The sequence below is a fragment of the [Roseibacterium] beibuensis genome, assembly GCF_039542305.1.
In the GTDB taxonomy this organism is placed as follows: Bacteria; Pseudomonadota; Alphaproteobacteria; order Rhodobacterales; family Rhodobacteraceae; genus Roseibacterium; species Roseibacterium beibuensis.
In genome coordinates, this window is sequence record NZ_BAABHW010000006.1 from 86268 (window position 1) to 109214 (window position 22947).

Below are 22947 nucleotides of genomic sequence, written 5' to 3' on the forward strand. Positions count from 1 at the left end.
GGGCCGAGGCGACAGGTCAGCCCAGCTTGCGCGCTTCTTCTTCCAGCATGATCGGGATGCCGCCGCGGATCGGGTAGGCCAGATGCGCCGCCTTCGACACCAACTCGTTGCGTTCGGCATCATAGCTGAGAGTGGCATGGGTCAACGGGCAGACCAGCGCCTCCAGCATCCGGCGATCCAGCGGCGTGTCGGCCTTTTGGCCCTGATCGTTCGGCTCCGTGTCCCTCATTGCATCGTCTCCTCGTCCGAGCCGCCGCGCAGGGCGAACTCGATCAGGGTCACCAGCGTTTCGCGACGCGTGGACAGCGATGGCGCCTCCAACAGCGCCTGCTTTTCCTCGGGGTCGAAGGGGCACAGCATCGACAGCGAATTGATCAGCAACTCGTCCTCGGCCTCTTTCAGGCTGTCCCAATCGGTCGACAGGTTCATCGCGTCGAAATACCGGCCCAGCAGGTCGAGGAAGGCCTCGCGCTGAAAGGTCGGGTCATGCTCGGTCGGGCCGAGATCGGCGTCGAACCCCTCCCACGACACGTCACAGCGGCGATAGGGCGTGAATCCCGCGACCTCTTCGTTGACACGGAACCGCGACATTCCCGCCAGCGTGATCATGTAGCGCCCATCCTCGGTTTCCGAAAATTGCGTCACACGCCCGGCGCAGCCAATCGAATGCAGGCGCTTTTCCGTGCTGCCCGGCACCTCGCGCGGCTGTACCATGCCGATCAGCCGGTGCGAGGTTTTCAGCGTATCATCCAGCATCGCGAGGTATCGCGGCTCGAAGATATGCAAGGGCAACCGGGTGCGCGGCAACAGCAGCGCACCGGGCAGGGGAAAGACCGGAATGGTCTGGGGCAGATCGGCGGGTTTGATCATACCGCGCCACCTAGCCTTTTACGGGCCTCAGGCAAATATCATCGAGCTCAATTTGCGACGGCCATGCAGCGCGATCGGATCCTGCGGCTTGAGCGCGTCGAAAATGGTGAAGAGCTGCGTCTTCGCGGCCCCGTCATTCCACTCGCGATCACGCCGGAACAGCTCCAGCAACTGCTCGACCGCCTGTTCGACCTCGCCTGCCGCATGGAGCGCCTTGGCGTAGTCGAACCGCGCCTGGTGATCGTCGGGGTTGGCCTCGACCGCGGCAGCCAGTTCCGTCAGCGGGCCTGCGTTCTCGGCCTGATGCGCCAGATCGAGTTGGGCGCGCGCGGCCTCGATCTCGGGGGCGTTGGCGATCTCGGCGGGGGCGTTGTTCAGCAGCGCCTCGGCCTGGTCCAGTTGACCCATGGCGATATGCGCGCGAGCCAGTCCGCCCATCGCAGCGGCATTGGCCGGGTCTTCGCCCAGGATCGCGGCAAAGGTCTGCGCGGCATCCGCCACGGCGCCTTGGCCCAGCATCTCTTCGGCGGCCTCCAGCGCTTCGGACAGGCCCCCGTCCCCGGCCATCGCGGCCAGCTTGGTCACGAACTCCGTGATCTGGCTTTGCGGCACGGCGCCCTGGAACCCGTCGACCGGCTGGCCCTGCCAGAAGGCATAGACCGTCGGGATCGACTGCACCCGCAACTGGCCCGCGACCGCCTGGTTCTCGTCGACATTGACCTTGACCATGCGCACCTTGCCGCCCGCGGCCTGCACCGCGGCCTCAAGCTGCGGTCCCAGCGTCTTGCAGGGGCCGCACCAGGGCGCCCAGAAATCGACGATCACCGGCACCTCTTTCGAGGCTTCGACCACGTCGGCCATGAAAGTCTGGTCGGTGCCGTCCTTGACCAGGTCACCGGCGGCGGGTTGCGGGTTGGATTGCCCAAGCTCGATCATCGCTTGTCTCCGTCAAATATGCGTTTGCCCTTATATGCGTCCGGGCAGCGCCCGCGCCAAGGGTTGGTTACAGGTCGAATGTCGCGAAAACCGGGGCGTGGTCGCTGGGTTTCTCCCATCCGCGCGCCTCGCGCAGCACCCGGCTGGAATGCGCCGCGTTCGAAATATCGGGCGTGGCCCAGACGTGATCCAGCCGACGCCCCTTGTCCGCCGCATCCCAATCGCGCGCCCGGTAGGACCACCAGCTATAGAGCAGCCCCTCGGGAATGTCTTGGCGCGTGATGTCGACCCAGTTCGCGGCCTCCTGCACCTCGGCCATGTGCTCGACCTCGATGGGGGTGTGGCTGACCACCTTCAGCAACTGCTTGTGCGACCACACGTCATCCTCGCGCGGGGCGATGTTCAGGTCCCCCACCAGGATCGCCTTCTCGGGCCGGTCTTCGCCGAACCAGTCCCGCATCTCGGTCAGGAAATCCAGCTTGTGGCCGAATTTCTCATTCACCTCGCGGTCGGCGACGTCACCGCCCGCGGGCACGTAGAAATTATGGAGGGTCACGCCGTTTTCCAGCCGCGCCGCCACGTGCCGCGCGTCGCCCTTGCCCACGAAATCGCGATGGCCGACATCCTCAAGCGGCAAGCGCGACAGGATCGCCACGCCGTTATATCCCTTCTGCCCGCGCGCAACCATGTGGGTGTAGCCCTGCGCGGCGAACACCTCGGCGGGGATCTTGTCCACCGGGCTTTTGCATTCCTGCAGGCACAGCACGTCCGGCCCTTCCTCGCGCAGGAGCTTGCACACGAGATCGGCCCGCAGCCGGACCGAGTTGATGTTCCACGTGGCAAGGGTGAAGGGCATGGGCAGGCTCCGCTGGCGTCTGGATCAGGGCGCGACCCTATCCGCGCGCCGTGCCATCCTCAACACAGGCGGCCGGGAAAAAAGAAAGGCCCGAACGCGATGTCCGGGCCAAGTCCAACAGGGAGGTAATGGAATGTATCTAAACCACAACCCCAGGTTGCACGTTGACCCAGATCAAACCCGTTTCGCGGGCATTCATGCCACGAGGCGATAGCCCCCCGATTCCGTCACCAGCAGGCGCGCGTTCGACGGATCGGGCTCGATCTTCTGGCGCAGACGGTAAATGTGGGTCTCCAGCGTGTGGGTGGTCACACCGGCGTTGTAGCCCCAGACCTCGTGCAGCAGCACGTCACGGGGCACCACGCCGGACTGCGCACGATACAGGAACTTCAGGATGTTCGTCTCTTTCTCGGTCAGGCGAACCTTCCTGTTATCCTCGGTCTCCAGCATCTTCATCGCGGGTTTGAACGTGTACGGCCCCAGCTGGAAGACGGCATCTTCCGACTGCTCGTGCTGACGCAGTTGCGCGCGGATACGCGCCAGGAGAACCGGGAAGCGGAAGGGCTTGGTGACATAGTCGTTCGCGCCGGCATCCAGCCCGAGGATCGTATCGGCGTCGCTGTCATGGCCCGTCAGCATCAGGATCGGGCATTTTACGCCCTGCTTGCGCATCAGGCGGCACAATTCACGGCCATCGGTATCCGGCAGACCCACGTCGAGGATCACGAGGTCGTAGATCCCCTCCTTGGCCTTTTCCATCGCCGAACTGCCCGAGTCGGCCTCGAACACGTCGAAATCCTCGGTCATCACCAGTTGTTCGGACAAGGCCTCGCGCAGGTCGTCATCGTCGTCGACCAGCAGGATCTTTCGCAACGTGGCCATCTTGGCACCTCTCGTATTTGCTTGTCTTGCCAGCCGAAATGCGTAGCGCTCGCGCCCAAGACAAGAAATCGCAATCAAATCTCACGCAGGCGTGTCGGGAAACGGGGGAATGTTTCAAATCCTGTCACGCCGCGCTAAGTGAGACGGGCAACAACCGGCGAAACCATGACCCTGATCCCCACCCAGGCCGAACGGATGGCGCGTGCACGCTCTGACCTGCGCGTGGGCCTGCCTGTTGTTCTGGGGGAGGGGCAAGGCGGGCTTCTGGTTCTGGCCGCCGAAACCGCGCGCGCCGATCGCCTCGCCGCCCTGCGCGAGCTGTCCGACCGCATCACCGTGGCGATCACCGAGCGCCGCGCCGCGACCCTCAGGGCGCGCGCCTATGACGGTGATCTTGCCCGCGTCATCATGCCGACCGAGGCCGACGCGCATTGGCTGCGCGACCTGGCCGACCCGGCCCGCGACCTGATCGCGCCGATGAAAGGCCCGCTGATGACCGAGCGCGAGGGCGACGCGGGCCCCTATCGCCTCGCCGTATTGCTGGCGAAATCTGCGCAGCTTCTGCCCGCCGTGGTCACGGCCCCGATTGCCGATCCCGCGGGCTTCGCCGCCGCCCATGACCTGACCCGTCTGACCGCCGAAATGGCCGCCGAGGACCTGGCGCGGCACCACCCGCTTTTGCCGGTCGCCGCCGCGCGCCTGCCGATGGAGGCAAGCGAGGCCGGACGCCTGCACATCTTTCGCCCCGACAACGGCGGGGTGGAGCATTACGCGATCGAGATCGGGCAACCCGACCGCGATGCGCCCGTTCTCGCCCGGTTGCACTCTGCCTGCTTTACCGGCGACGTGCTGGGCAGCCTGAAATGCGACTGCGGCCCGCAACTCCGCACGGCGCTGGCCGAGATGGGGCGGCAAGGCGCGGGCGTGCTGCTCTATCTCAACCAGGAAGGGCGCGGCATCGGCTTGGCGAACAAGATGCGGGCCTATTCCCTTCAGGATCAGGGGTTCGACACGGTCGAGGCGAACCACCGGCTCGGCTTCGAGGATGACGAACGCGATTTCCGCATCGGGGCCGATATCCTGCGGCGCATGGGGTTCGGCGCGGTGCGGCTGATGACGAACAATCCCCGCAAGGTCGAGATGATGGAAGGCGAGGGCATCACCGTCACCGAACGCGTACCGCTGGTCACCGGCACAAATCGCCATAACGCCCACTATCTCGAAACCAAGGCCAGGAAATCAGGGCATCTGCTTTAGGCGTGTCTTACCGCCCGTGTTAGGCTTTCTCCAATCACCAGGGAGGATCGAGACATGCCAAAGGGCTATATCGTGGCGAATATCCGGACCGATGACATGGACGGGATGAAACGGTTTGCCGAAGCCTCGGCGCCGGTGATCGCCGAATACGGCGGGCGGGTGCTGGCCCGCGACCCGTCGCCGGACAACCGCGAAGGCTCGGTCGGCGGGATCTCCGTCCTTGTCGAATTCGACGATGTCGAAACGGCGCGGCGGTTTTACGACTCCGCCGGCTACACCTCGGCCAAGGCGATTCGCGAGGCGATTGCGGATACCGATTTGCGCATCGTTTCCGGCGTCTGAGGAACGGAGTTTAAAGCGTGACACCTACCGACATGGTCCTGACCCGCATGGGCCTGCGTTTCATGGGGCATGTCTTTCCCTGCACCATCGGGCGCGGCGGCGTCCGGTCTGACAAGCGCGAAGGCGATGGGGCCACGCCGGTGGGCACGCATCGCATAGTCGGGTGCCTGTACCGTCCGGACCGGATGGCGCGGCCCTGCGACTGGGCGGTGCCGGTCGGGCCGCGCGACCTCTGGTCGGACGATGTCCGCGATGACGATTACAACCTGATGGTGCGCGCACCGCATCCGTTCAGCCACGAAGCGCTGTGCCGGGCCGATCCGCTCTATGATCTGGTGCTTCTGACCGACTGGAACTGGCCCCGTGCCGAGAAAGGGCGGGGATCGGCGATCTTCATCCATCGCTGGCGCGCGCCGGGTCGCCCGACCGAAGGGTGCATCGGCCTGAACCCCGTGCATCTGCGCTGGATCGTGGAGCGTATCGGCTTTCAGACGCGGCTGATCGTGCCGCAAAGCCTGGCCGGGTAAAGGGGGCGGCGGGACCAGTCCAGCCCTACGCGTAGACGCGCTCTCCGAAAATGGCCGAACCGACACGAACATGGGTCGCGCCGAATTTCACCGCTTTCTCGAAATCCGCCGACATGCCCATCGACAGGCCATCCAGCCCATTGCGCTCGGCGATCTTGGCCAGCAGCGCGAAATGCAGGCTCGCTTCTTCCTCGACCGGGGGGATGGACATCAACCCCTTTACGGGAAGGTCCATCTTGCGCGCCTCGGCGATGAACGCGTCGGCCTCGGACGGCAGGCACCCCGCTTTCTGCGGCTCCTCGCCCGTGTTCACCTGGATGAACAGGTCGGGGCAGGCCCCGCGTTCCTGCGCCAGGCGCGCAAAGGTATTGGCCAGTTTCGGGCGGTCCAGCGTGTGGATGGCATCGAACATCTCGACCGCCTGCCGCGCCTTGTTGGTCTGAAGCGGCCCGATCAGGTGCAGCTCGATCCCGTCATAACGCGCCTGGAACTGGGGCCAGCGGCCCTGCGCCTCCTGCACGCGATTCTCGCCGAAGATGCGGTGACCTTCCTCCAGGACCGCCTCCACCCGCTCGGGCGGCTGCACCTTGCTGACGGCGACCAGCGTGACGGAACCGGGCGCGCGGCCCGCATCGGCCACGGCAGTATCAAGTCGGGATTGGATATCGCTCAGCGCCATGGGGGCTTTTGGCCACAAAGCGACCGCGACCGCAAGCCTTCGGTCAGAACCGCAGGCGGTAGCGCAACGCGATGGCCTCGGAGCCCGGGTTCACGTCGTCAAGCCCGCCATTCGACAGGTGATCGATGCTCAGGATCATGGCGCCCCGGTCGGACACGTTCCACCCCAGCCCGAGAAGAGAGCGGAAATGCAGGTTGCCGCCCAGGACGGTGTCCCCTTCGACATAATAGCCGGGCATGAAGCTCGCCTCGACGAACAGGGTCTCGGAAAGGTCGTAGTTCAGCGCGAAACCGGCGCCGAACCAGGCGTCGCCATCGGCATCGGCACGGCCCGCGGCGCCCCATGCGCCCGACCAGTTGCCAGACGAGAAGGCGGGCGCGCCGTGATACTCGGCCACCAGACCGGCCCCACCCGTGTCGTAATCGGTCGTCACGCCCAGATCGAGGCTTTGTGCACCCGCCACGGAGGCGGCACAGGTCAACATGGCGGCGGAAAGGGCGGCGATCAGTTTCATGTCAGTCCCCGAAATCAGCTTTGGCTTTGAAACACCGGCATTCAGGTGGCTGGCACAAAAAGAGCGGGCACAAGGGCCCGCTCTTTCCGTATCGCGTGATCCGGATGGATCAGAACGACATGGCCAGACCGAACGAGTAGCCGGAGTCGCCGTCGTTCGCACCTTCGGTGTTGGTGCCGTAGCCGAAGTGGATGGCAGCACCGCCACCCAGATCGTAGGCAGCAGCCAGGCCGAAGCCAGCAGCTTCACCGAAGTTGTCCGCATCATACACGCCGTAGTTCACGCCGACCGAGATCGCGTCGAACGAGTAACCGGCCGACAGACCCACGTAGGTGTAGTCGAAGAGGCCGTTGAAGAACTCGTCGTTGAACTGCTCCAGCATGATGCCGCCTTCGAAGCCCGAGTCGAGCATGACGCCGCCGGTCATACCGATCAGGGTGTCTTCGGTCCACGAGTCATAGGCGTAGGCCAGGCCGACTTCGGCCGAACCACCGGAGAAGTCGAACTCGTACGCACCACCGAGTTGGAAGACGTACTCGTCGTTGAAGTCGCTGATCTCAACCGACACGGCAACGCTGAACGCGTCGAACGAGTAGTCGTAACGTGCGATCTGACCGTCGTAGAAACCGTCGAAGTTGTTGCCGCCGTTGTAACCGTTGTGGCCGGTTTCTTCGTCGCCGATCGAGCCCGGGTTGCCGAAGTTCTCGGTCAGGACGCGGTCGTAGGCGCCATCGGTGTCACCGATGGTGAAGGTGCCGAAATCGCCCGAGATGAAGACGGTGTAGTCAGCGAACTGGCCGTTGACGTTGTCGACCGGGTCGTAGCCGTTCAGGCCCATGTCGGCGATGTCGTCTGCGTCGACGGTTGCGCCGAACTGCAGGCCACCATCGGTTTCACCGGTCATGGTGAAGCGGACATCGACAGACGTCAGGAACTGAGCTGCGTCGTTGCCCGGGTAAAACAGGTCGCCGCCGACGATACCCATTTCTGCGCCACCGGAGATGGCAACTTCGGCCGAAGCCACGCCAGCGGTCGCAACGAGTGCGGTCGTAGCGAAGAGAACCTTTTTCATGGTTGTTTCCCTCGTGTTCATATTCAAGGTGCACCTCAAAACGGATATCCGCATTGAGTATGCCTCTCTCTCGCCTGTCCCCCCCTTGATTGCAAGAAAGCGACACGGCCCCTCCTGATCTTGTCGGACTCGTGGTGCAGACATGCCACACCCCTCCTGTCGGGCCTTTTCCTGCTTGGGCTTGCCGCGAAAGGGGGGCTTCTGTAGCAAGGGGCGCACGCATACGAGCGCGAGTTGTTGGAACACGGAAAGCGATGAACATGCAGCGGCAGCACATTGGGCGTATCGGAACGATTCTGGCGGTTTCCCTGATTTTGACGGGGTGCATCGGCGGTGGGGCCAACCGCGAACGGCAGAATGAACAGCTGCGTGAAGAAGGCCTGATCCTCGACGAAAACCGCGAAACGATCTTCGATCTCTTCAGCGGCGGCGACGATCCCAACACCTCGGTCGAGGTGAATCGCTACCTCTGGACCGCGGCCCTGGAAATCCTGGATTTCATGCCGATCGAGGCGGCGGACCCCTTCACGGGAATCATCGCCTATGGATACGGCACGCCGCCGGGCGGCGGCACCGCCTATCGCGCGACCGTCTATATCACCGACCCCGCGCTCGAAGCGCGCAGCCTGCGGGTCGCGCTTCAGACCCGCGGCGGGCCGGTCAGCCGCGACACCGCGCGCCAGATCGAAGACGCCATCCTGACGCGTGCGCGGCAGATTCGCATCCGCGACGGTGGCCTCTGACCCCGCGCGGCTCTGGACCACGCGGCAAACGCCGCATAAACACGCGCCGGGCCTGATCGCCCGGCGTTTTTCGTTTCACCCGACTGGAGACCGCAATGTCCCGCTACGACCCCGCGACGCTGGAACCCAAATGGCAGAAAGCCTGGGACGAGGCCGGGACGTTCCTTGCCCAACGCACCGACGACAAGCCCAAGTATTTCGTGCTGGAAATGTTTCCCTACCCGTCGGGCCGCATCCATATCGGGCATGTGCGCAACTACACGATGGGCGACGTGATCGCGCGCTACAAGCTGTCGACCGGCCATAACGTGCTGCACCCGATGGGGTGGGACGCCTTCGGCATGCCCGCCGAGAACGCCGCGATGGACAATGGCGGCCACCCCGCCGACTGGACCTATCAGAACATCGACACCATGCGCGGCCAGATGAAGCCCCTTGGACTGTCCATCGACTGGAGCCGCGAATTCGCCACCTGCGACCCGGAATATTACGGCCAGCAGCAGGCGCTGTTCATCGATTTCCTCAAGGCCGGGCTGATCGACCGGAAGAACGCCACCGTGAACTGGGACCCGGTCGACATGACCGTTCTGGCCAACGAACAGGTGATCGACGGCAAGGGCTGGCGCTCGGGCGCCGAGGTCGAGCGCCGCGAGCTGACGCAATGGTTCTTCAAGATCAGCGATTTCTCCGAGGAATTACTGGAGGCGCTGGATGGCCTCGATGACTGGCCCGAGAAGGTCAAGCTGATGCAGCGCAACTGGATCGGAAAGAGCCGCGGGGTCGAGGTCGATTTCACCCTGACCGCGACCGCCCACGGCATCGAGGTGCTGACCTGCTATTCGACCCGGCCCGACACGATGCACGGGGCAAGCTTTCTGGCGATCTCGCCCGACCACCCGCTGGCCAAGGCACTGGAGGCCGAGAATGCCGAGCTTGCAGAGTTCTGTGCGCTGGCCCGGCAGGGCGCGACCAACGAAGAGGCGATTGAAAAGGCCGAAAAGCTGGGCTTCGACACCGGCCTGACGGTCCGCCATCCAGCCGAGGACCGGGACCTGCCGGTCTGGATTGGCAATTTCGTCCTGATGGATTACGGCACCGGCGCCGTCTTCGGCTGCCCGGCGCACGATCAGCGCGACCTCGATTTCGCCCGCAAATACGGCCTTCCGGTGCGCAATGCCTTCTACCTGCCGGACCACCGGGTCGAGGTGGAAAACGAGGCGCTGGTGCCGCCGAAAGAGGTGCAGGTCGTCTATGTGAACCATTTCGCCGGGATCGGCGAGGCGACGGGCCACGAGGCAATCGCGCGCACCATCGACTGGTTCGAGGCCGCCGGCAAAGGCCGCGGTGTAACCAAGTTCCGCCTGCGCGACTGGGGCCTGTCGCGGCAACGCTACTGGGGCTGCCCGATTCCCGTGGTCCATTGCGAGACCTGCGGCGTCGTCCCCGAGAAGAAAGAGAACCTGCCCGTCGAACTGCCCAAGGATGTCAGCTTCGACATTCCGGGCAACCCGCTGGACCGGCACCCGACATGGCGCGACTGCGCCTGCCCCTCCTGTGGCGCCCCGGCCAAGCGCGAAACCGACACGATGGACACCTTCGTCGATTCGTCGTGGTATTTCGCCCGTTTCACCGCGCCGCGCGCCACCACGCCCACCGACATGGCCGAGGCCGAGTACTGGATGAATGTCGACCAGTATATCGGCGGCATCGAGCACGCGATTCTCCACCTGCTCTACTCGCGCTTCTTCGCCCGCGCGATGCACATCACCGGCCACCTGCCCGAGAAATCGAAAGAGCCGTTCAACGCGCTCTTCACGCAAGGGATGGTGACCCACGCAATCTACCAGACCCGCGATGAAAACGGCCGCCCCGTCTACCACTTCCCCGAGGATGTGGATCTGCGCGACGGCAAAGCCTTCCTTTCCGACGGCACCGAGGCCGAGGTCATCCCCTCGGCCAAGATGTCGAAATCCAAGAAAAACGTCGTCGATCCGGTCGCCATCATCTCGCAATACGGGGCCGACACCGCGCGCTGGTTCGTGCTGTCCGATTCGCCCCCGGAACGCGACGTGGAATGGACCGCCAGCGGGGCCGAGGCCGCGAACAAGCACCTTGCCCGCGTCTGGCGCCTTGCCAGCGAAATCACGGCCGATACCACGCCCGCCGGGGCCGAGGATGAGGCGCTTCTGCGCGAGATGCACAAGGCCATTCGGGATGTGACGAACGGCGTCGAATCCTTCGGTTTCAACGCGGCCATCGCGAAACTCTACGCCTTCACCAACACGCTGGCCAAATCCAGGGCCGGGGCCGAGGCGCGCAAGACCGCGGCGAAAACGCTCGCGCAACTGATGTCTCCGATGACCCCGCACCTGGCCGAGGAAATCTGGTCCATGCTGGGCGGCGAGGGCCTGATCGCCAACGCACCCTGGCCCGTCGCGGACGAGGCCATGCTGGTCGAGGATACCGTCACCCTGCCGATCCAGCTGAACGGCAAGCGCCGCTCGGAAATCACGGTCGCCAAGGATCTTTCCAAGGAAGAGGTTGAAAAGATCGCGCTGGCGGATGACGCTGTGCAAAAGGCCCTCGATGGCGGGGCCCCGAAAAAGGTGATCGTCGTGCCGGGCCGTATCGTCAATGTCGTCGTCTGATCGTCGCAGCTTCCTCGCCCTTCTGGGCGCGCTGCCGCTGGCGGCCTGCGGGTTCACCCCGGTCTATGCGCCGGGCGGCCCGGGGTTGGAGATTCGCGACCGCCTTGCGCTTGCGGAACCCGACACGCGACTGGACTTCGAACTCGTCTCGCGCCTTGAGGATCGCCTGGGCCGCACGGGCAGCGCCCCCTACCGGCTGAGCTATGCCATCGAAACGTCGCGCAGCAACCTCGCCATCTCGGACGCGGACGAGATCAACCGCGTGAACATCTACGGCACGGTCTCCTACACGGTGACCGAGGTGGCGACCGGCATTCAGGTGCAGACGGGCGAGGTGTCGACCTTCACCGCCTACGCGACCTCTGCCTCGCCGGTATCGACCTCGGCCGCCGAACGCGATGCCGAGGACCGCTTGATGATCGCCCTGGCCGACCAGATCGTGGCCCGCCTGATCTCGGGCGCCGGCAACTGGTCATGAAGCTCGCCCCGCGCGACGCATCGGCCTATTTCAAACGTCCCGACACCTCCGCCGCCGGGTGCCTGATCTACGGCGAAGACCCGGTGCGCGTCGGCCAGAAACGGCAGGATCTGCTGGCCAACCTTCTCGGTCCCAATGCCGAGGAGGAAATGCGCCTGACCCGCATCGCCGCCGCCGACCTGCGCTCGGATCACGCCGCCCTTCTGGATGCCGTCAAGGCCGTGGGCTTTTTCCCCGGCCCCCGCGCCGTGCTGGTCGAGGGCGCGACCGACGGGCTGGCCCCCGTGTTCAAGGATGCCCTGGCCGATTGGGCGCAAGGCGACGCCCAGATCATCGCGACCGCGCAGCGGCTGACGGCGAAATCGGCCCTGCGCAAACTGTTCGAAGGGGCGAAAACCGCCTATTGCGCCGCGATCTACGATGATCCCCCCGGCCGCGCCGAGATCGAGGAGATGCTGCGCGCCGCCGAGGTCGGGCAGGTCGACCGCGAGGCCGCCAATGACCTCGACGCGCTGGCCCGCGCCCTGGCCCCCGGCGATTTCCGGCAGATGATCGACAAGCTGGGCCTTTACAAGCGCGGCGACGACACCCCGGTTTCCCCCGCCGACCTCGACGCCGTGGCCCCCCTCTCGCGCGAGGCGGAACTCGACGACATCCTGCACGCCGCCGCCGAGGCCGATTCGGGCGCGATCGGCCCGATCCTGAAACGCCTCAGCGCGCAGGGCGTGGCCCCCGTCACGCTGTGCATTTCCGCCTTGCGCCATTTCAGGGCGCTGCATGCCGCCGCCTGCCACCCCAAGGGTGCCGCCGCCGGATTGGCCGCGCAGCGCCCGCCGGTCTTCGGCCCACGCCGCGACCGGCTCATGCGGCAGCTCAACCGATGGGGCCGCCCGCAACTGGAACAGGCCCTGTCGCTCTTGGTGGAAACCGATCTGACCTTGCGCTCCTCGACCGCCGCGCCTCAGATGGCGGTGATGGAACGCGCGCTGATCCGGCTGGCCATGCTGCCCAACCGGCGCGGGCGCTGAACGACCAAAAGGGAGAGGGGTTCATGTCCGACGACTACAAGGTGATCGGCAGCGTCAAAAGCCGCGCGCTGCGCGTGCTCTGGCTGCTCGAGGAAATGGGCCTGCCCTACGAGCATGTCCCCGCCGCCCCGCGCTCGGACGAGGTGACGCGCTTCAGCCCTGCCGGCAAGATCCCCGTCCTGATCGCCGAGGGCGTACCGATCACCGACTCGGTCGCCATCATGACCTATCTCGCCGACAAGCACGGCCAGTTCACCCACCCCGCCGGCTCGATCGAGCGCGCGCGGCAAGACAGCCTGACCCACGCCATCAATGACGAGTTCGACGCCGTCCTCTGGACCGCCGCACGGCACAGTTTCGTTCTGCCCGAAGAGAAACGCACCCCCGAGGTGAAAGAGTCGCTCAAGTGGGAATTCGAGCGCTCGCAAGAGGGGTTCGCCCACCACATGGCCGAGGACGGGCCGTTCCTGATGGGCGAGACGATGACGATCCCCGACATCCTGCTGGCCCATTGCATGGGCTGGGCGGTCAGCGCGAAATTCCCGGTCTCCGACCCGCGCATCCGGGCGCACGCCGCGATGATGCGGGACCGTCCGGCGTTTCAGCGCGCGCTCGAGGCGTAGGCCAGCGCGTATGTACGGGGTGTGTACAGGATGTGTACGGGGTGTGACGTGCCGAGTCAGGGCGTCCAGCGCGCCGCGTGCCGCCCTGCCCAGCGCCCCGTCGCAAGGCATCCGGTGATCAGGTAGCCGCCCGTCGGCGCCTCCCAATCCAGCATCTCACCGGCGACGAACACCCCCGGCAGCTTGCGCAGCATCAGGGCCTCGTCCACCTCGGCGCGGGGGATGCCGCCCGCCGTGGAAATCGCCTCGTCCATCGGGCGCGGGCCTTGATGCCTCACCGGCAAACGCTTGATAAGGCGCGCCAATTCCTGACCTTCCGGCAGGGGCCGGCCCCATTCCTGCAACAGCGCACGCTTGACCGGATCAAGGCCCAGCGCCTTGCCAAGGTATCGCGACAGGGTCTGTTTCCTCGGCTTTTTCGCAAGGCGCGCGGCGACCTCGCCCTCGCTCAGGTCAGGCGTCAGGTCCAGGGCGAGTTCTGCCCCGTCCCGCACCGCAGCGGACACGGCATAGACCCCGCCCCCCTCGATCCCCCGGGAAGAGACAACCGCCTCCCCCCGCACAGATTTTTCGCCTGCAATCAAACGGATAGCCTTAACCGGCGCGCCAAAATGCGGGCGCATATGATCCGACCAATCCACCACGAACCCCATGTTCGCAGGTTTGAACGGCGCGATCTCGATCCCCTTTTCAGCCATCCATGCGGCCCAAGCCCCGTCCGATCCCAACCGCCGCCACGACGCCCCGCCAAGCACCAGAACGACGACACGCGGAGCCAACAAAGATTGACCCTCCGACGTCTCGAACCGCCAGGCCTCCCCCGTCCACCCGGTCCACCGCCAGCCGAGTCGCAGCGTCGCCGGTATTCGCCCCAACCATGCCCGCACCAGCGGGGAGGCCTTCATCACCTCGGGAAAGACGCGCCCGGACGACCCGGTGAACAGCTCTTGCCCCAGCCCCTCGGCCCAGCGTTTCACCGCCTGCGGCCCCATCTCCTCCAGCATCGGCCGCAGCCACTCCGCCGCCTCGCCATAGGCCGCAACGAAACGCTCGAACGGCTCGTCCTTGGTCAGGTTCAGTCCCGATTTCCCGGCCATCAGGAATTTGCGCGCCGCACTTGGCTTGGCTTCGACCACCGCCACCTCGCGCCCGGCCCGCGCCAGTTCCTCGGCCGCCATCAGCCCCGCCGGTCCGGCCCCGATTACCAGGGCATCAAGCTGTTCCACCTTGCCGTCCGGCCCCGGCGTGCCATCCTCATGCGCCATGAACGACACCCCAATCTGCCCCCTGTGCGAGCGGCCCATTCCGCCGGACGCCAAGCAAAGCCTGCACCACCTGATCCCGCGCCTGCGCGGTGGCAAGGGCGGGCCGACCGTTCTGCTGCACCAGATCTGCCATAACGAGATTCACGCGACCCTGTCCGAGGCCGACCTGGCCCGAAACTACAACACGATCGAGGCGCTGCGCGCGCATCCCCGCCTTGCGAAATTCGTCGCATGGGTCGGCAAGCGCCCGCCCGATTTCCATTCCAAGACCCCCGGCGCGCGGCGCGGCTGGAAACGGCGCTGAGTGCCTCACGCGTCGCACATCGCCTTGATGCGGCGCAGCACGTCCGGGTTGCCCTGAACGGAGGCCTCCGCGATCTCGCGCGCCGCGTCCAACACGCCCTCGCGCGGCACCAGCCGGTCTACCAGGCCAAAGGACAAGGCCTCGTCCGCAGGGAGTTTCTGGCCACCCAGAAGCAACAGCTTGGCCCGCGCCGGGCCGACCAGATCCCGCAAACGGCCCGGATCGGATGGCTGCGGCAGAAAGCCCAGGCGCGCCACGGGGTAGAAAAACTTCGCCTCCGGCACGGCGATCCGCAAATCGCAGGCCAGCGCCATTCCAAAGGCGCCACCGGCCAGCGTTCCGTTCAATGCCGCGATGGTCAGACAGGGCAAGGCCGCGATCCCGCTTGAGACCTGCTCCCAGAGCGGCGAAGTGGCCAGACCGGCCAGCGCCTCGTCCAGATCGGCCCCGGCGGAAAACACCTTGTCGCCCGCCCCGGTCAGGATCAGCGCGCGCAAGGCCTCGTCAGACGCGGCCTCCTCCGCGATCTCGACCAGCCGTTCGAGCATGGTGGCGGTCAACGAATTGGCCTTGTCGGGCCGATTCAGGGTGACCGTCCAAAGGCCGCCGTCGCGGCTGACCTCGATCATGCGACCAGCCCCAGGCGCGCGCGGATGGCTTCATCGCGCAGGGAAATCTCTGTCCCGAGGAATTCATCTGACTCGCCGGTGCACATCCACGCCAAGGCTTTGGCCGGCCAGTCCGGCGGGATGTGATCGGACCACTCCAACCGGCTGACCGGGTTCACGCCGGAGGCCTTGATTTCCTTTTGCATCTGGGTCGCCACCGTGCCCGGGGACAGGCCCATCGCGCGGATGCCCTTGGCCGCGTATTCGAGGTGCAGGCAGTCGGTCAGTATCGCCGCCCCGGCCTTGGAACTGCAATAATGGCTCCACCCCTCAAGCGGGTTATGGGCGGCGCCGGAACTGATGGTGATGATGGTGCCGCCCCCCTCGGCCAGCATCAGCGGCAAGGCGGCGCGGATGCCGTGAAAGACCCCCTTGAGGTTCACGTCGATCACCTGCGCCCATGCGTCGGGATCGACGGTGCCGAGATGGGCCACCGGTTCGATCATGCCGGCATTGTTGATCAGGATGTCGAGGCTGCCGAACTCGTCCGCCCCCGCCGCAAGGGCCGATTCGACCTCCCAGAAGCGGGAGACGTCGCAGGGCACCGCCAAGGCCTGCTTTCCCAGCTCGCCCGACAACCCCGCGATCGAGTCCCTGTCGCGCGCCATCAGGATCACGTTTGCCCCGCGCGCCGCGAATTCGCGTGCGGCAGCGGCCCCGATACCGCGGCTCGCCCCCGTGATGGCAGCGGTCTTACCTTTCAGATCCTCGGTCATCGCCCTCTCCCTCAAGTCGTGAAGCTCCGTCCACCAAGGGCTAACTTCCAGCGACGCTCAGGGCCAGCCAAAAGGCGCGCTCGGACAAAGGTCAGGGTTTCCGCCCTTGACCCAAAAGGACGTGGTCCGAAGACTGCCAGCAGAAACTCAGCCCCGGATGGAGCCCCATGTCACAGATTTCCCGCACCAGCTGCAGCCTTTCCGTTTTCGCCCTTTGCCTTTCCTCGCCTGCCTTCGCCGATGTCACCGCCGCCGAGCTTTGGGCGGAATGGCAGGCCACCGCCTCTGCCTCCGGGCAACAGATCAGCGCAGAGGTGACGGAAACCGAGACCGGCCTCGTGCTTACGAATTTCGTGTCGACCATGACGCAGGAAGGCGTGGAAAGCTCGGGCCGCACGGATGAGATCACCCTGACAAATACGCCGGACGGAACGGTCGAGATCGGGGTGCCGCAGGCCTACACCCTCACCACCCGTTTCCCGGAATACGAAGGCGGGCCGCTGGTGACCCTCACCTTCGACCTGACGCATGAGGGGCTGGCGATCACCGCCTCGGACGAGGCGGATGCCCGCGTCTACGACTACGCGGCAGACACGCTGATCATGGCGCTGGTCGATATCGAGGCGGAAGACGAGGATGACGTTCCAGTCATCGACATGACGATCACGGGCACCGATCTGGCCACGGTGTATCGCCTGTCGGGCGACAGCGCCGAAGCGCAGACCTTCACCTCGGAGGGAACCCTTGGCAGCCTGGAAGGCGTGCTTGATGTCACCCCGCCACGGGATATCGATGGATCGCTGAAGGTCAGTTTCACCATGGGCGACATGACCACGACCGGCAGCGGGTCGGTCACGGCGCTGACCATGGCCAGCCAAGCCAGCACGATGGAGGCCCTGCCCGAAGGGTTCGATATCGCCGGGGCCGTGGAGTATGGGCGCTTCATGCTCGAATTCGCGTTCGAGGATCGCGGCGACAGCTTCGACCTGTTCTACTCCAACGCGGGCGGGCGCCTTGCGACGGCGCTCACCACCGAGGAAATCAGCTACGACATTGACGTGCGCGACATGGAAACGCGCATCGCGGGCAGCGAGATGCCTTTCCCGGTCGCCGTCTCTGCCGCATCGGGCGAGCTTGGCCTGACCGCGCCGCTTGCGGCCTCCGACACGCCCGAGGACGCCGCGCTGCGCATCGCCTACGACGGCGTGACGGTGGCCGATGGCATGTGGTCGATCTTCGACCCGGCGGGCCAGTTGCCGCGCGATCCCGCGATCGTCATCCTGGACGCCACCGCGCAGATCCGGTTGCTGATGGACCTGCTGTCGCCAGAAGCGATGGAAAGCGAGGTGCCCCCGGGCGAGTTGCGCGCGCTGACCGTGAACGAGTTGCAGGTCAGCCTTGGCGGCGCGGAACTGACGGGCACGGGCGATCTGACCTTTGCCGAAGGACAGATGATGCCGATGCCGGTGGGCAGCGTCGATCTGAACCTGTCGGGCGGCATGACCCTGCTGGACCGGCTGGTCAGCGCCGGGCTCGTTCCGAACGAGCAGGCCGCCATGGCGCGTGGGTTCGCGGGCATGTTCACCCGGCCCGGCGCCACGCCCGACACGCTGGAAACCACGGTCGAGTTTTCCGAAGGCGGCGGGATCACCGCGAACGGCATTCCGCTGCAGTAGTCACGCATCCCATGATTGGACGGCAGCCGCGCCCCCTTGCGCGGCCGCTTGCGCTTGCGCCTTGGCCCCGTCGCCCCTAGGTCCAACACAGTTGTTTTCCCGCGCGAAGGACACCCGATGACCGACACGTCGCTTGCCACCTTGGCCGAGGCCATGCTGGACGCCGCCAGGAAAGCCGGGGCCGAGGCCGCCGATGCGCTGGTCGTCGATGGCACGTCGCTCTCCATCGGGGTGATGAACGGCGCGCTGGAGCAAGCCGACCGCGCCGAGGGGATCGAGATCGGCCTGCGGGTCATGGTCGGTCCGCGGCAGGCCAGCGTCTCGGCCTCGGACACGCGGGCGGAAACCTTGGCCGAGATGGCCGAGCGTGCCGTCACCATGGCGCGGCTGGCCCCCGAGGACCCCACCATCGGCCTTGCCGATCCCGAGCAACTCAGCGAAGCGCGGGATGGCGCGGGGCTCGACATGCTGGACCCGACCGACGACCCGGACCCTGCCGCGCTGGAAGACGCCGCGCTGCGGGCCGAGGCCGCGGCGCTGGCCATCGAAGGCGTCAGCCAGGTGCAATCGGCCAATGCCGGCTATTCGCGCCGCCGTATCCATCTTGCCGCCAGCAACGGGTTTTCCGGTGGTTATGGCCGCAGCGATTTCGGCCTGTCTTGTGTCGCCATCACCGGCGAAGGCCTGGGCATGGAGCGGGACTATTTCGGCGACGGGCGCAACCACGCCGCCGACCTGATGACACCGGAAGAGATCGGGCGCATCGCCGGCGAACGGGCCGTCGCCCGAGCCGACGCGCGCAAGCCCAAGACCGGCGCCTATCCGGTTATCTATGACGAACGCATTTCCTCGGGGCTGATCGGGCATCTTCTGGCCGCAACCAATGGCAGCGCGATCGTGCGCGGCGCCAGTTGGGCGCGGGACCTGTTGGGCGAGCAGGTTTTGCCGGCTGGCCTTGATCTTGTAGAAGAGCCGCATCGCCCGCGCACCTCGGGGTCCCGCCCCTTCGACGCCGAGGGTTTGCCGACCAAGCGCCGCGCCATCGTCGAGAACGGGATGCTGACGGGGTGGACCCTCGACCTCGCCACCGGGCGCAAGCTGGGTCTGCCGTCGACCGGCAACGCTTCGCGCGGCACCGGTGGCCCGCCCTCGCCCTCGGTTGGCAACGTCACCCTGACCCAGGGCGACCAAAGCCTTGCGGACATGATGGCCGAGATCGGCACGGGCCTGCTGATTACATCGCTCATCGGGTCCTCCATCAACGCCACGACCGGCGACTATTCACGCGGGGCGTCGGGGTTCTGGATCGAGGGGGGCGACGTCGCCTACCCTGTCAATGAATGCACCGTCGCGGGCAATCTGCGCGACATGCTGTTGTCGATCCGGCCCGCAAATGACGCGCGCACGCATCTCAGCCGCGTGGTGCCCTCGCTTCTTGTCGAAGGGATGACCCTTGCAGGCGCATGACCCAGCCGACGACCTTGCCCTGCTGATCGAAGCGGCGAAAACGGCGGGAGCCATCGCGCAAATCCATTTCCGCCGCGACCCCGAGATCTGGCAGAAGGGCGATGAAAGCCCCGTCACCGAGGCCGATATCGCCATCGACCGCGTGCTGCGGACCGATCTGTTGGCGGCGCGCCCGAACTACGGCTGGCTGTCCGAAGAAACCGAGGACGATGCCGAGCGTCTGGATGACGACCGGGTGTTCATCCTCGATCCGATCGACGGCACGCGCGCCTTCATCGAAGGACAAGACAGCTATGCCCACGCGCTGGCCGTGGCCGAGCAGGGACGGATCATCGCGGGCGTGGTCTTCCTGCCGGAGAAGGACAAGCTTTACGCCGCCGCCTTGGGGTGTGGCGCGACGCTGAATGGCCAACCCATTCATGTCTCCGGCGCCCGGGTTGAGGCCGAAGCGCAGCTTCTGGCCACGAAACCGATGATGCGCGAAAATCACTGGCCGGGGGGGATCCCACCCGTCAAGCGGGTCTATCGCCCGTCGCTTGCCTATCGCATGGCCCTGGTGGCCGAAGGACATTTCGACGGCATGGCCACCTTTCGCCCGACTTGGGAATGGGACATCGCCGCAGGCGCCATCCTGATCGAGGAGGCGGGCGGCACGGCAACCGACGGGCAAGGCCAGCCCTTGCGCTTCAACCAGCGCCACCCGCAGGTCAAAGGCGTGCTGACCGCGCCGCCCAAGCTGCACGCAGCCCTGCTGAAGCGCCGCCGAAGGTAGCCGGGCAGCCGCGTCGCGCTTGACGCTCACCGGTCTGCGCGTAGGGTGCAGGCCAAATCCCGACCCAGACCCGAGGTTCCCAATGCCCCAACGTCTTCATCTCGTTTTCGGCGGCGAACTCGTCGATCCGCAACGAACGGAATTCGTGAATACCGATGATATCCATATCGTCGGAATGTATCCCGACTATGCCAGCGCCTATGACGCCTGGAAGGCCGAAGCGCAGCGCACCGTCGACAACGCGCATATGCGCTATTTCATCGCCCATATTCACCGGCTGCGGGACGAGGAAATCGAAGTGTCCCCGACCGAGGAACTGGGTGGCTGAGCGCGCGCATGGGGGTCTCACCGGCACTTGCCCTCTATCTGACGTGGTCAGGCCGCGGCGCGGCCCCCTTCGCCGAGCGCAAATTGCGCGAACGGCTGGAGGCCGGCAAAGAGGATCGTGACCGCCTCTACGAACGCCGGGGGGAACCGCGTGTGCCGCGCCCAGAGGGAAAGCTGGTGTGGTTTCACGCCGCCTCGGTGGGCGAGTCGCTGGCCATCCTGGAACTGATCCGCCGCCTGCTGGAAGAACGCGAGGATCTTTCGGTTCTCGTCACGACCGGCACCGTGACCTCGGCCGGCGTGATGGCCGAACGCCTGCCCGAGCGGGCAATCCACCAGTATATTCCCCTCGACGCGCGGCGCTTCGTGACGGGGTTCCTTGACCACTGGCGTCCCGATGTCGCCGTGTGGACCGAGTCGGAACTTTGGCCCACCCTGATCTGCGAAACGCATGCGCGCGGCATCCCGATGCTGATGATCAACGCGCGCATGTCGAAGGCCAGCCATGACAAGTGGCGATTCCTGCGTGGCATGGCAAAATCCCTGCTGCGCCGCTTCGACCATGCCCTTGTGCAGGACGACCTGACCGAGATGTACCTGCGCCGCCTTGGCCTGCCGCCCTTGCGGATGGAGGTGACGGGCACCCTGAAGGAAGGGGCTGCCGCCCTGCCCTGCGACGAGGATGAACGCCGCGCCATCGCCGAGCATCTCGGCGGGCGCCCCGTCTGGCTGGCCGCGTCCACCCATCCCGGCGAAGAGCGGATCGCGCTGGATGCACATCGCATCGCGCTCAAGGCCAACCCACGCCTGCTGCTGATCATCGTACCGCGCCATCCGCAGCGCGGCGACGAGATCGCGCAGATGATCCAGGCGGATGGCTGGCGGTTCAACCGGCGCACGGCGGACGAATTGCCCGATGACGAGGCCAATGTGTACCTCGCCGACACGATCGGGGAACTGGGCCTGTGGTACCGGATCGCCCCGATCAGCTTTGTCGGCGGGTCGATGACACCCGTGGGCGGGCACAACCCGTTCGAACCTGCGGCGCTTGGCTCGGCCATCCTGCATGGGCCCTATGTCACGAATTTCGTCGATATCTACCAACGCCTGACCGAGGCGAAGGCCGCCTGGCTGATTTCCGGGCCCGACAAGCTGGCCATTGCCGTGAACGACCTGTTGAACCCGGATCGCGCCGCCTCGATGGCCCATGCCGCGTGGGAGGTCGTCTCGGCCGGATCGGAAATCACCGACAAGGCCGTCGACCTCGTGCTGGATCATCTGGACGGGGCTGCGGAGCGCGCGGAGTGATGCGGGCACCGCTGTTCTGGCATCGCGATCCCGGTGCCCTGTCCACGCTGCTGGGGCCCCTGGGGGCGATCTATGCCGCGGGGACGCGGCGACGCCTGTCGCAAGGGCCGCGCGAAAAGGTTGGTGTTCCGGTGATCTGCGTCGGCAACATCAACGCGGGCGGAACGGGCAAGACGCCGACCGCGATGGCGCTTGCGATGCACCTGTCGGCACGGGGGATCAAGGCCCACGCCGTCACGCGCGGCTATGGCGGAAGCCTCGAAGGCCCCGTGCAGGTCAAGGAACTCTCCCACACGGCGGACCAGACGGGCGACGAGGCGCTGTTGCTGGCGGCCTTTCTGCCCACTTGGGTGGCCAAGGATCGCTTGGCGGGGGCCAGGGCCGCCGTCGAGGCCGGCGCAGAGGCGATCATCCTCGACGACGGGTTTCAGAACCCCGCGCTGTTCCACGACCTCTCGATCGTGGTGGTGGATGCGCATCGGGGCTTCGGCAACGGCCGGGTGATCCCGGCGGGCCCCCTGCGCGAACCGGTCGAGGCAGGCCTCGCACGCGCCGACCTGCTTCTGTCGATCGGGCCAGATACCGCGCAGGAGAAATTCGCGAAGGAGTGGGGCGGCAAGATCAAGCTGCCCCACGCCAAGGGGCATCTTGCGCCCCTGCCGACGGGCCTGCCGCTGACCGGCATCCCGGTTCTGGCCTTTGCCGGGATCGGGCATCCCGAGAAATTCTTTCAAACGCTCAAGGCCCTCGGCGCCGACCTGCGTGCCGTTCATGCGCTGGACGATCACCAGCCGCTGACCGATACGCTGATGGCCCGGATGCTGCGCGAGGCGAAGCAGTTGGGCGCGCAGGTGGTGACCACAGAGAAAGACGCGGTGCGCCTGCCGCCCGAGTTGCGCCCCAAGGTGATGACGGTTCCGGTGCGCTTGGAGCTGGAAGATTGGGCCCCCATCGACGCGCAGTTGGATCGCCTGTTTCCGACCTGACAA

26 protein-coding genes are annotated in these 22947 nt (G+C 65.9%); 15 read left to right on the forward strand and 11 right to left on the reverse strand.

Features of this window, described 5'->3' with window-relative positions:
* Positions 1 to 16: 16 nt before the first annotated feature.
* From ABD923_RS16750 to ABD923_RS16770, 5 genes are all read right to left on the reverse strand, one after another.
* Positions 17 to 229, reverse strand: a complete 213-nt coding sequence (locus tag ABD923_RS16750; protein WP_259553337.1) for a Trm112 family protein — start codon at positions 227 to 229, stop codon at positions 17 to 19.
* Positions 226 to 870: an LON peptidase substrate-binding domain-containing protein gene (locus ABD923_RS16755; RefSeq protein WP_259553336.1), complete on the reverse strand. Its 645-nt coding sequence runs from the start codon at positions 868 to 870 to the stop codon at positions 226 to 228. Before ABD923_RS16755 ends, ABD923_RS16750 begins: the two co-directional genes overlap by 4 nt.
* 27 nt (positions 871 to 897) lie before the next feature.
* Positions 898 to 1806, reverse strand: a complete 909-nt coding sequence (trxA, locus tag ABD923_RS16760) for a thioredoxin (RefSeq protein WP_259553327.1) — start codon at positions 1804 to 1806, stop codon at positions 898 to 900.
* A gap of 67 nt (positions 1807 to 1873) precedes the next feature.
* Positions 1874 to 2662, reverse strand: a complete 789-nt coding sequence (locus ABD923_RS16765) for an exodeoxyribonuclease III (RefSeq protein WP_259553326.1) — start codon at positions 2660 to 2662, stop codon at positions 1874 to 1876.
* A 195-nt stretch (positions 2663 to 2857) separates the two neighbouring features.
* A complete protein-coding gene (locus ABD923_RS16770) occupies positions 2858 to 3544 on the reverse strand; it encodes a response regulator transcription factor (RefSeq protein ID WP_222191830.1) in 687 nt (228 codons plus the stop codon).
* Positions 3545 to 3709: 165 nt separating this feature from the next.
* Here ABD923_RS16770 and ribA point away from each other — a divergent pair, with 165 nt between their 5' ends.
* Genes ribA through ABD923_RS16785 form a run of 3 tightly spaced genes read left to right on the forward strand, consistent with a single transcriptional unit; the run spans position 3710 to position 5670 of the window.
* A complete protein-coding gene (gene ribA, locus ABD923_RS16775) occupies positions 3710 to 4801 on the forward strand; it encodes a GTP cyclohydrolase II (RefSeq protein WP_259553325.1) in 1092 nt (363 codons plus the stop codon).
* A gap of 54 nt (positions 4802 to 4855) precedes the next feature.
* On the forward strand, positions 4856 to 5143 hold the full coding sequence (locus tag ABD923_RS16780) for a DUF1330 domain-containing protein (RefSeq protein WP_259553324.1): 288 nt from the start codon (positions 4856 to 4858) through the stop codon (positions 5141 to 5143).
* A 17-nt stretch (positions 5144 to 5160) separates the two neighbouring features.
* Positions 5161 to 5670: a L,D-transpeptidase family protein gene (locus tag ABD923_RS16785; protein ID WP_259553323.1), complete on the forward strand. Its 510-nt coding sequence runs from the start codon at positions 5161 to 5163 to the stop codon at positions 5668 to 5670.
* Between the two features lie 25 nt (positions 5671 to 5695).
* Here ABD923_RS16785 and ABD923_RS16790 read toward each other — a convergent pair whose 3' ends face one another.
* The 3 genes from ABD923_RS16790 to ABD923_RS16800 all read right to left on the reverse strand — a co-directional run bounded on the left by ABD923_RS16790 (position 5696) and on the right by ABD923_RS16800 (position 7935).
* Complete coding sequence (locus ABD923_RS16790; protein WP_259553322.1) at positions 5696 to 6349, reverse strand: YggS family pyridoxal phosphate-dependent enzyme; 654 nt, start codon at positions 6347 to 6349, stop codon at positions 5696 to 5698.
* Between the two features lie 43 nt (positions 6350 to 6392).
* On the reverse strand, positions 6393 to 6863 hold the full coding sequence (locus tag ABD923_RS16795; protein ID WP_259553320.1) for an acyloxyacyl hydrolase: 471 nt from the start codon (positions 6861 to 6863) through the stop codon (positions 6393 to 6395).
* Between the two features lie 109 nt (positions 6864 to 6972).
* Positions 6973 to 7935 carry a porin gene (locus tag ABD923_RS16800; RefSeq protein ID WP_259553319.1) on the reverse strand — a complete coding sequence of 321 codons (963 nt, stop codon included), beginning with the start codon at positions 7933 to 7935 and terminating at the stop codon, positions 6973 to 6975.
* Between the two features lie 314 nt (positions 7936 to 8249).
* On the opposite strand from ABD923_RS16800, the gene ABD923_RS16805 reads away from it, so the two are divergent.
* The 5 genes from ABD923_RS16805 to ABD923_RS16825 all read left to right on the forward strand — a co-directional run bounded on the left by ABD923_RS16805 (position 8250) and on the right by ABD923_RS16825 (position 13455).
* Entirely contained in the window at positions 8250 to 8678 is a 429-nt protein-coding gene (locus ABD923_RS16805) for a DUF3576 domain-containing protein (protein WP_425584035.1), read from the forward strand.
* A gap of 95 nt (positions 8679 to 8773) precedes the next feature.
* Complete coding sequence (gene leuS / locus ABD923_RS16810; protein ID WP_259553316.1) at positions 8774 to 11326, forward strand: leucine--tRNA ligase; 2553 nt, start codon at positions 8774 to 8776, stop codon at positions 11324 to 11326.
* Positions 11313 to 11804 carry an LPS assembly lipoprotein LptE gene (gene lptE, locus ABD923_RS16815; protein ID WP_259553315.1) on the forward strand — a complete coding sequence of 164 codons (492 nt, stop codon included), beginning with the start codon at positions 11313 to 11315 and terminating at the stop codon, positions 11802 to 11804. Before leuS ends, lptE begins: the two co-directional genes overlap by 14 nt.
* Positions 11801 to 12832 carry a DNA polymerase III subunit delta gene (gene holA, locus ABD923_RS16820; protein ID WP_259553314.1) on the forward strand — a complete coding sequence of 344 codons (1032 nt, stop codon included), beginning with the start codon at positions 11801 to 11803 and terminating at the stop codon, positions 12830 to 12832. Before lptE ends, holA begins: the two co-directional genes overlap by 4 nt.
* Before the next feature lie 23 nt (positions 12833 to 12855).
* Complete coding sequence (locus ABD923_RS16825) at positions 12856 to 13455, forward strand: glutathione S-transferase family protein (protein WP_259553313.1); 600 nt, start codon at positions 12856 to 12858, stop codon at positions 13453 to 13455.
* A 56-nt stretch (positions 13456 to 13511) separates the two neighbouring features.
* On the opposite strand, the gene ABD923_RS16830 is transcribed toward ABD923_RS16825, so the two are convergent.
* Positions 13512 to 14720 (reverse strand): TIGR03862 family flavoprotein, encoded by a 1209-nt coding sequence (locus ABD923_RS16830; RefSeq protein ID WP_259553312.1) that lies wholly within the window; start codon positions 14718 to 14720, stop codon positions 13512 to 13514.
* Here ABD923_RS16830 and ABD923_RS16835 point away from each other — a divergent pair.
* Positions 14719 to 15024, forward strand: a complete 306-nt coding sequence (locus tag ABD923_RS16835) for an HNH endonuclease family protein (protein ID WP_259553311.1) — start codon at positions 14719 to 14721, stop codon at positions 15022 to 15024. The genes ABD923_RS16830 and ABD923_RS16835 overlap by 2 nt on opposite strands.
* Before the next feature lie 5 nt (positions 15025 to 15029).
* Here the strand turns inward: ABD923_RS16835 and ABD923_RS16840 are convergent, their stop codons facing one another.
* On the reverse strand, positions 15030 to 15653 hold the full coding sequence (locus ABD923_RS16840; protein ID WP_259553310.1) for an enoyl-CoA hydratase/isomerase family protein: 624 nt from the start codon (positions 15651 to 15653) through the stop codon (positions 15030 to 15032).
* Positions 15650 to 16408, reverse strand: coding sequence for an SDR family oxidoreductase (locus tag ABD923_RS16845; protein ID WP_259553309.1), 759 nt, complete (start codon positions 16406 to 16408; stop codon positions 15650 to 15652). The genes ABD923_RS16840 and ABD923_RS16845 overlap by 4 nt, the downstream gene beginning before the upstream one ends.
* A 167-nt stretch (positions 16409 to 16575) precedes the next feature.
* Between ABD923_RS16845 and ABD923_RS16850 the strand changes: the two genes are divergently transcribed.
* The 6 genes from ABD923_RS16850 (at position 16576) to lpxK (ending at position 22944) form a co-directional block, all read left to right on the forward strand.
* Complete coding sequence (locus ABD923_RS16850) at positions 16576 to 18084, forward strand: DUF2125 domain-containing protein (RefSeq protein WP_259553308.1); 1509 nt, start codon at positions 16576 to 16578, stop codon at positions 18082 to 18084.
* Positions 18085 to 18201: 117 nt separating this feature from the next.
* Positions 18202 to 19551 carry a TldD/PmbA family protein gene (locus ABD923_RS16855; RefSeq protein WP_259553307.1) on the forward strand — a complete coding sequence of 450 codons (1350 nt, stop codon included), beginning with the start codon at positions 18202 to 18204 and terminating at the stop codon, positions 19549 to 19551.
* Positions 19538 to 20323, forward strand: a complete 786-nt coding sequence (locus ABD923_RS16860) for a 3'(2'),5'-bisphosphate nucleotidase CysQ (RefSeq protein WP_259553306.1) — start codon at positions 19538 to 19540, stop codon at positions 20321 to 20323. Before ABD923_RS16855 ends, ABD923_RS16860 begins: the two co-directional genes overlap by 14 nt.
* An 82-nt stretch (positions 20324 to 20405) precedes the next feature.
* Entirely contained in the window at positions 20406 to 20651 is a 246-nt protein-coding gene (locus ABD923_RS16865) for a DUF4170 domain-containing protein (protein WP_222191811.1), read from the forward strand.
* Between the two features lie 8 nt (positions 20652 to 20659).
* On the forward strand, positions 20660 to 21958 hold the full coding sequence (locus tag ABD923_RS16870; protein ID WP_259553305.1) for a 3-deoxy-D-manno-octulosonic acid transferase: 1299 nt from the start codon (positions 20660 to 20662) through the stop codon (positions 21956 to 21958).
* Positions 21958 to 22944, forward strand: coding sequence for a tetraacyldisaccharide 4'-kinase (lpxK, locus tag ABD923_RS16875; protein WP_259553303.1), 987 nt, complete (start codon positions 21958 to 21960; stop codon positions 22942 to 22944). Before ABD923_RS16870 ends, lpxK begins: the two co-directional genes overlap by 1 nt.
* Positions 22945 to 22947: the final 3 nt, after the last annotated feature.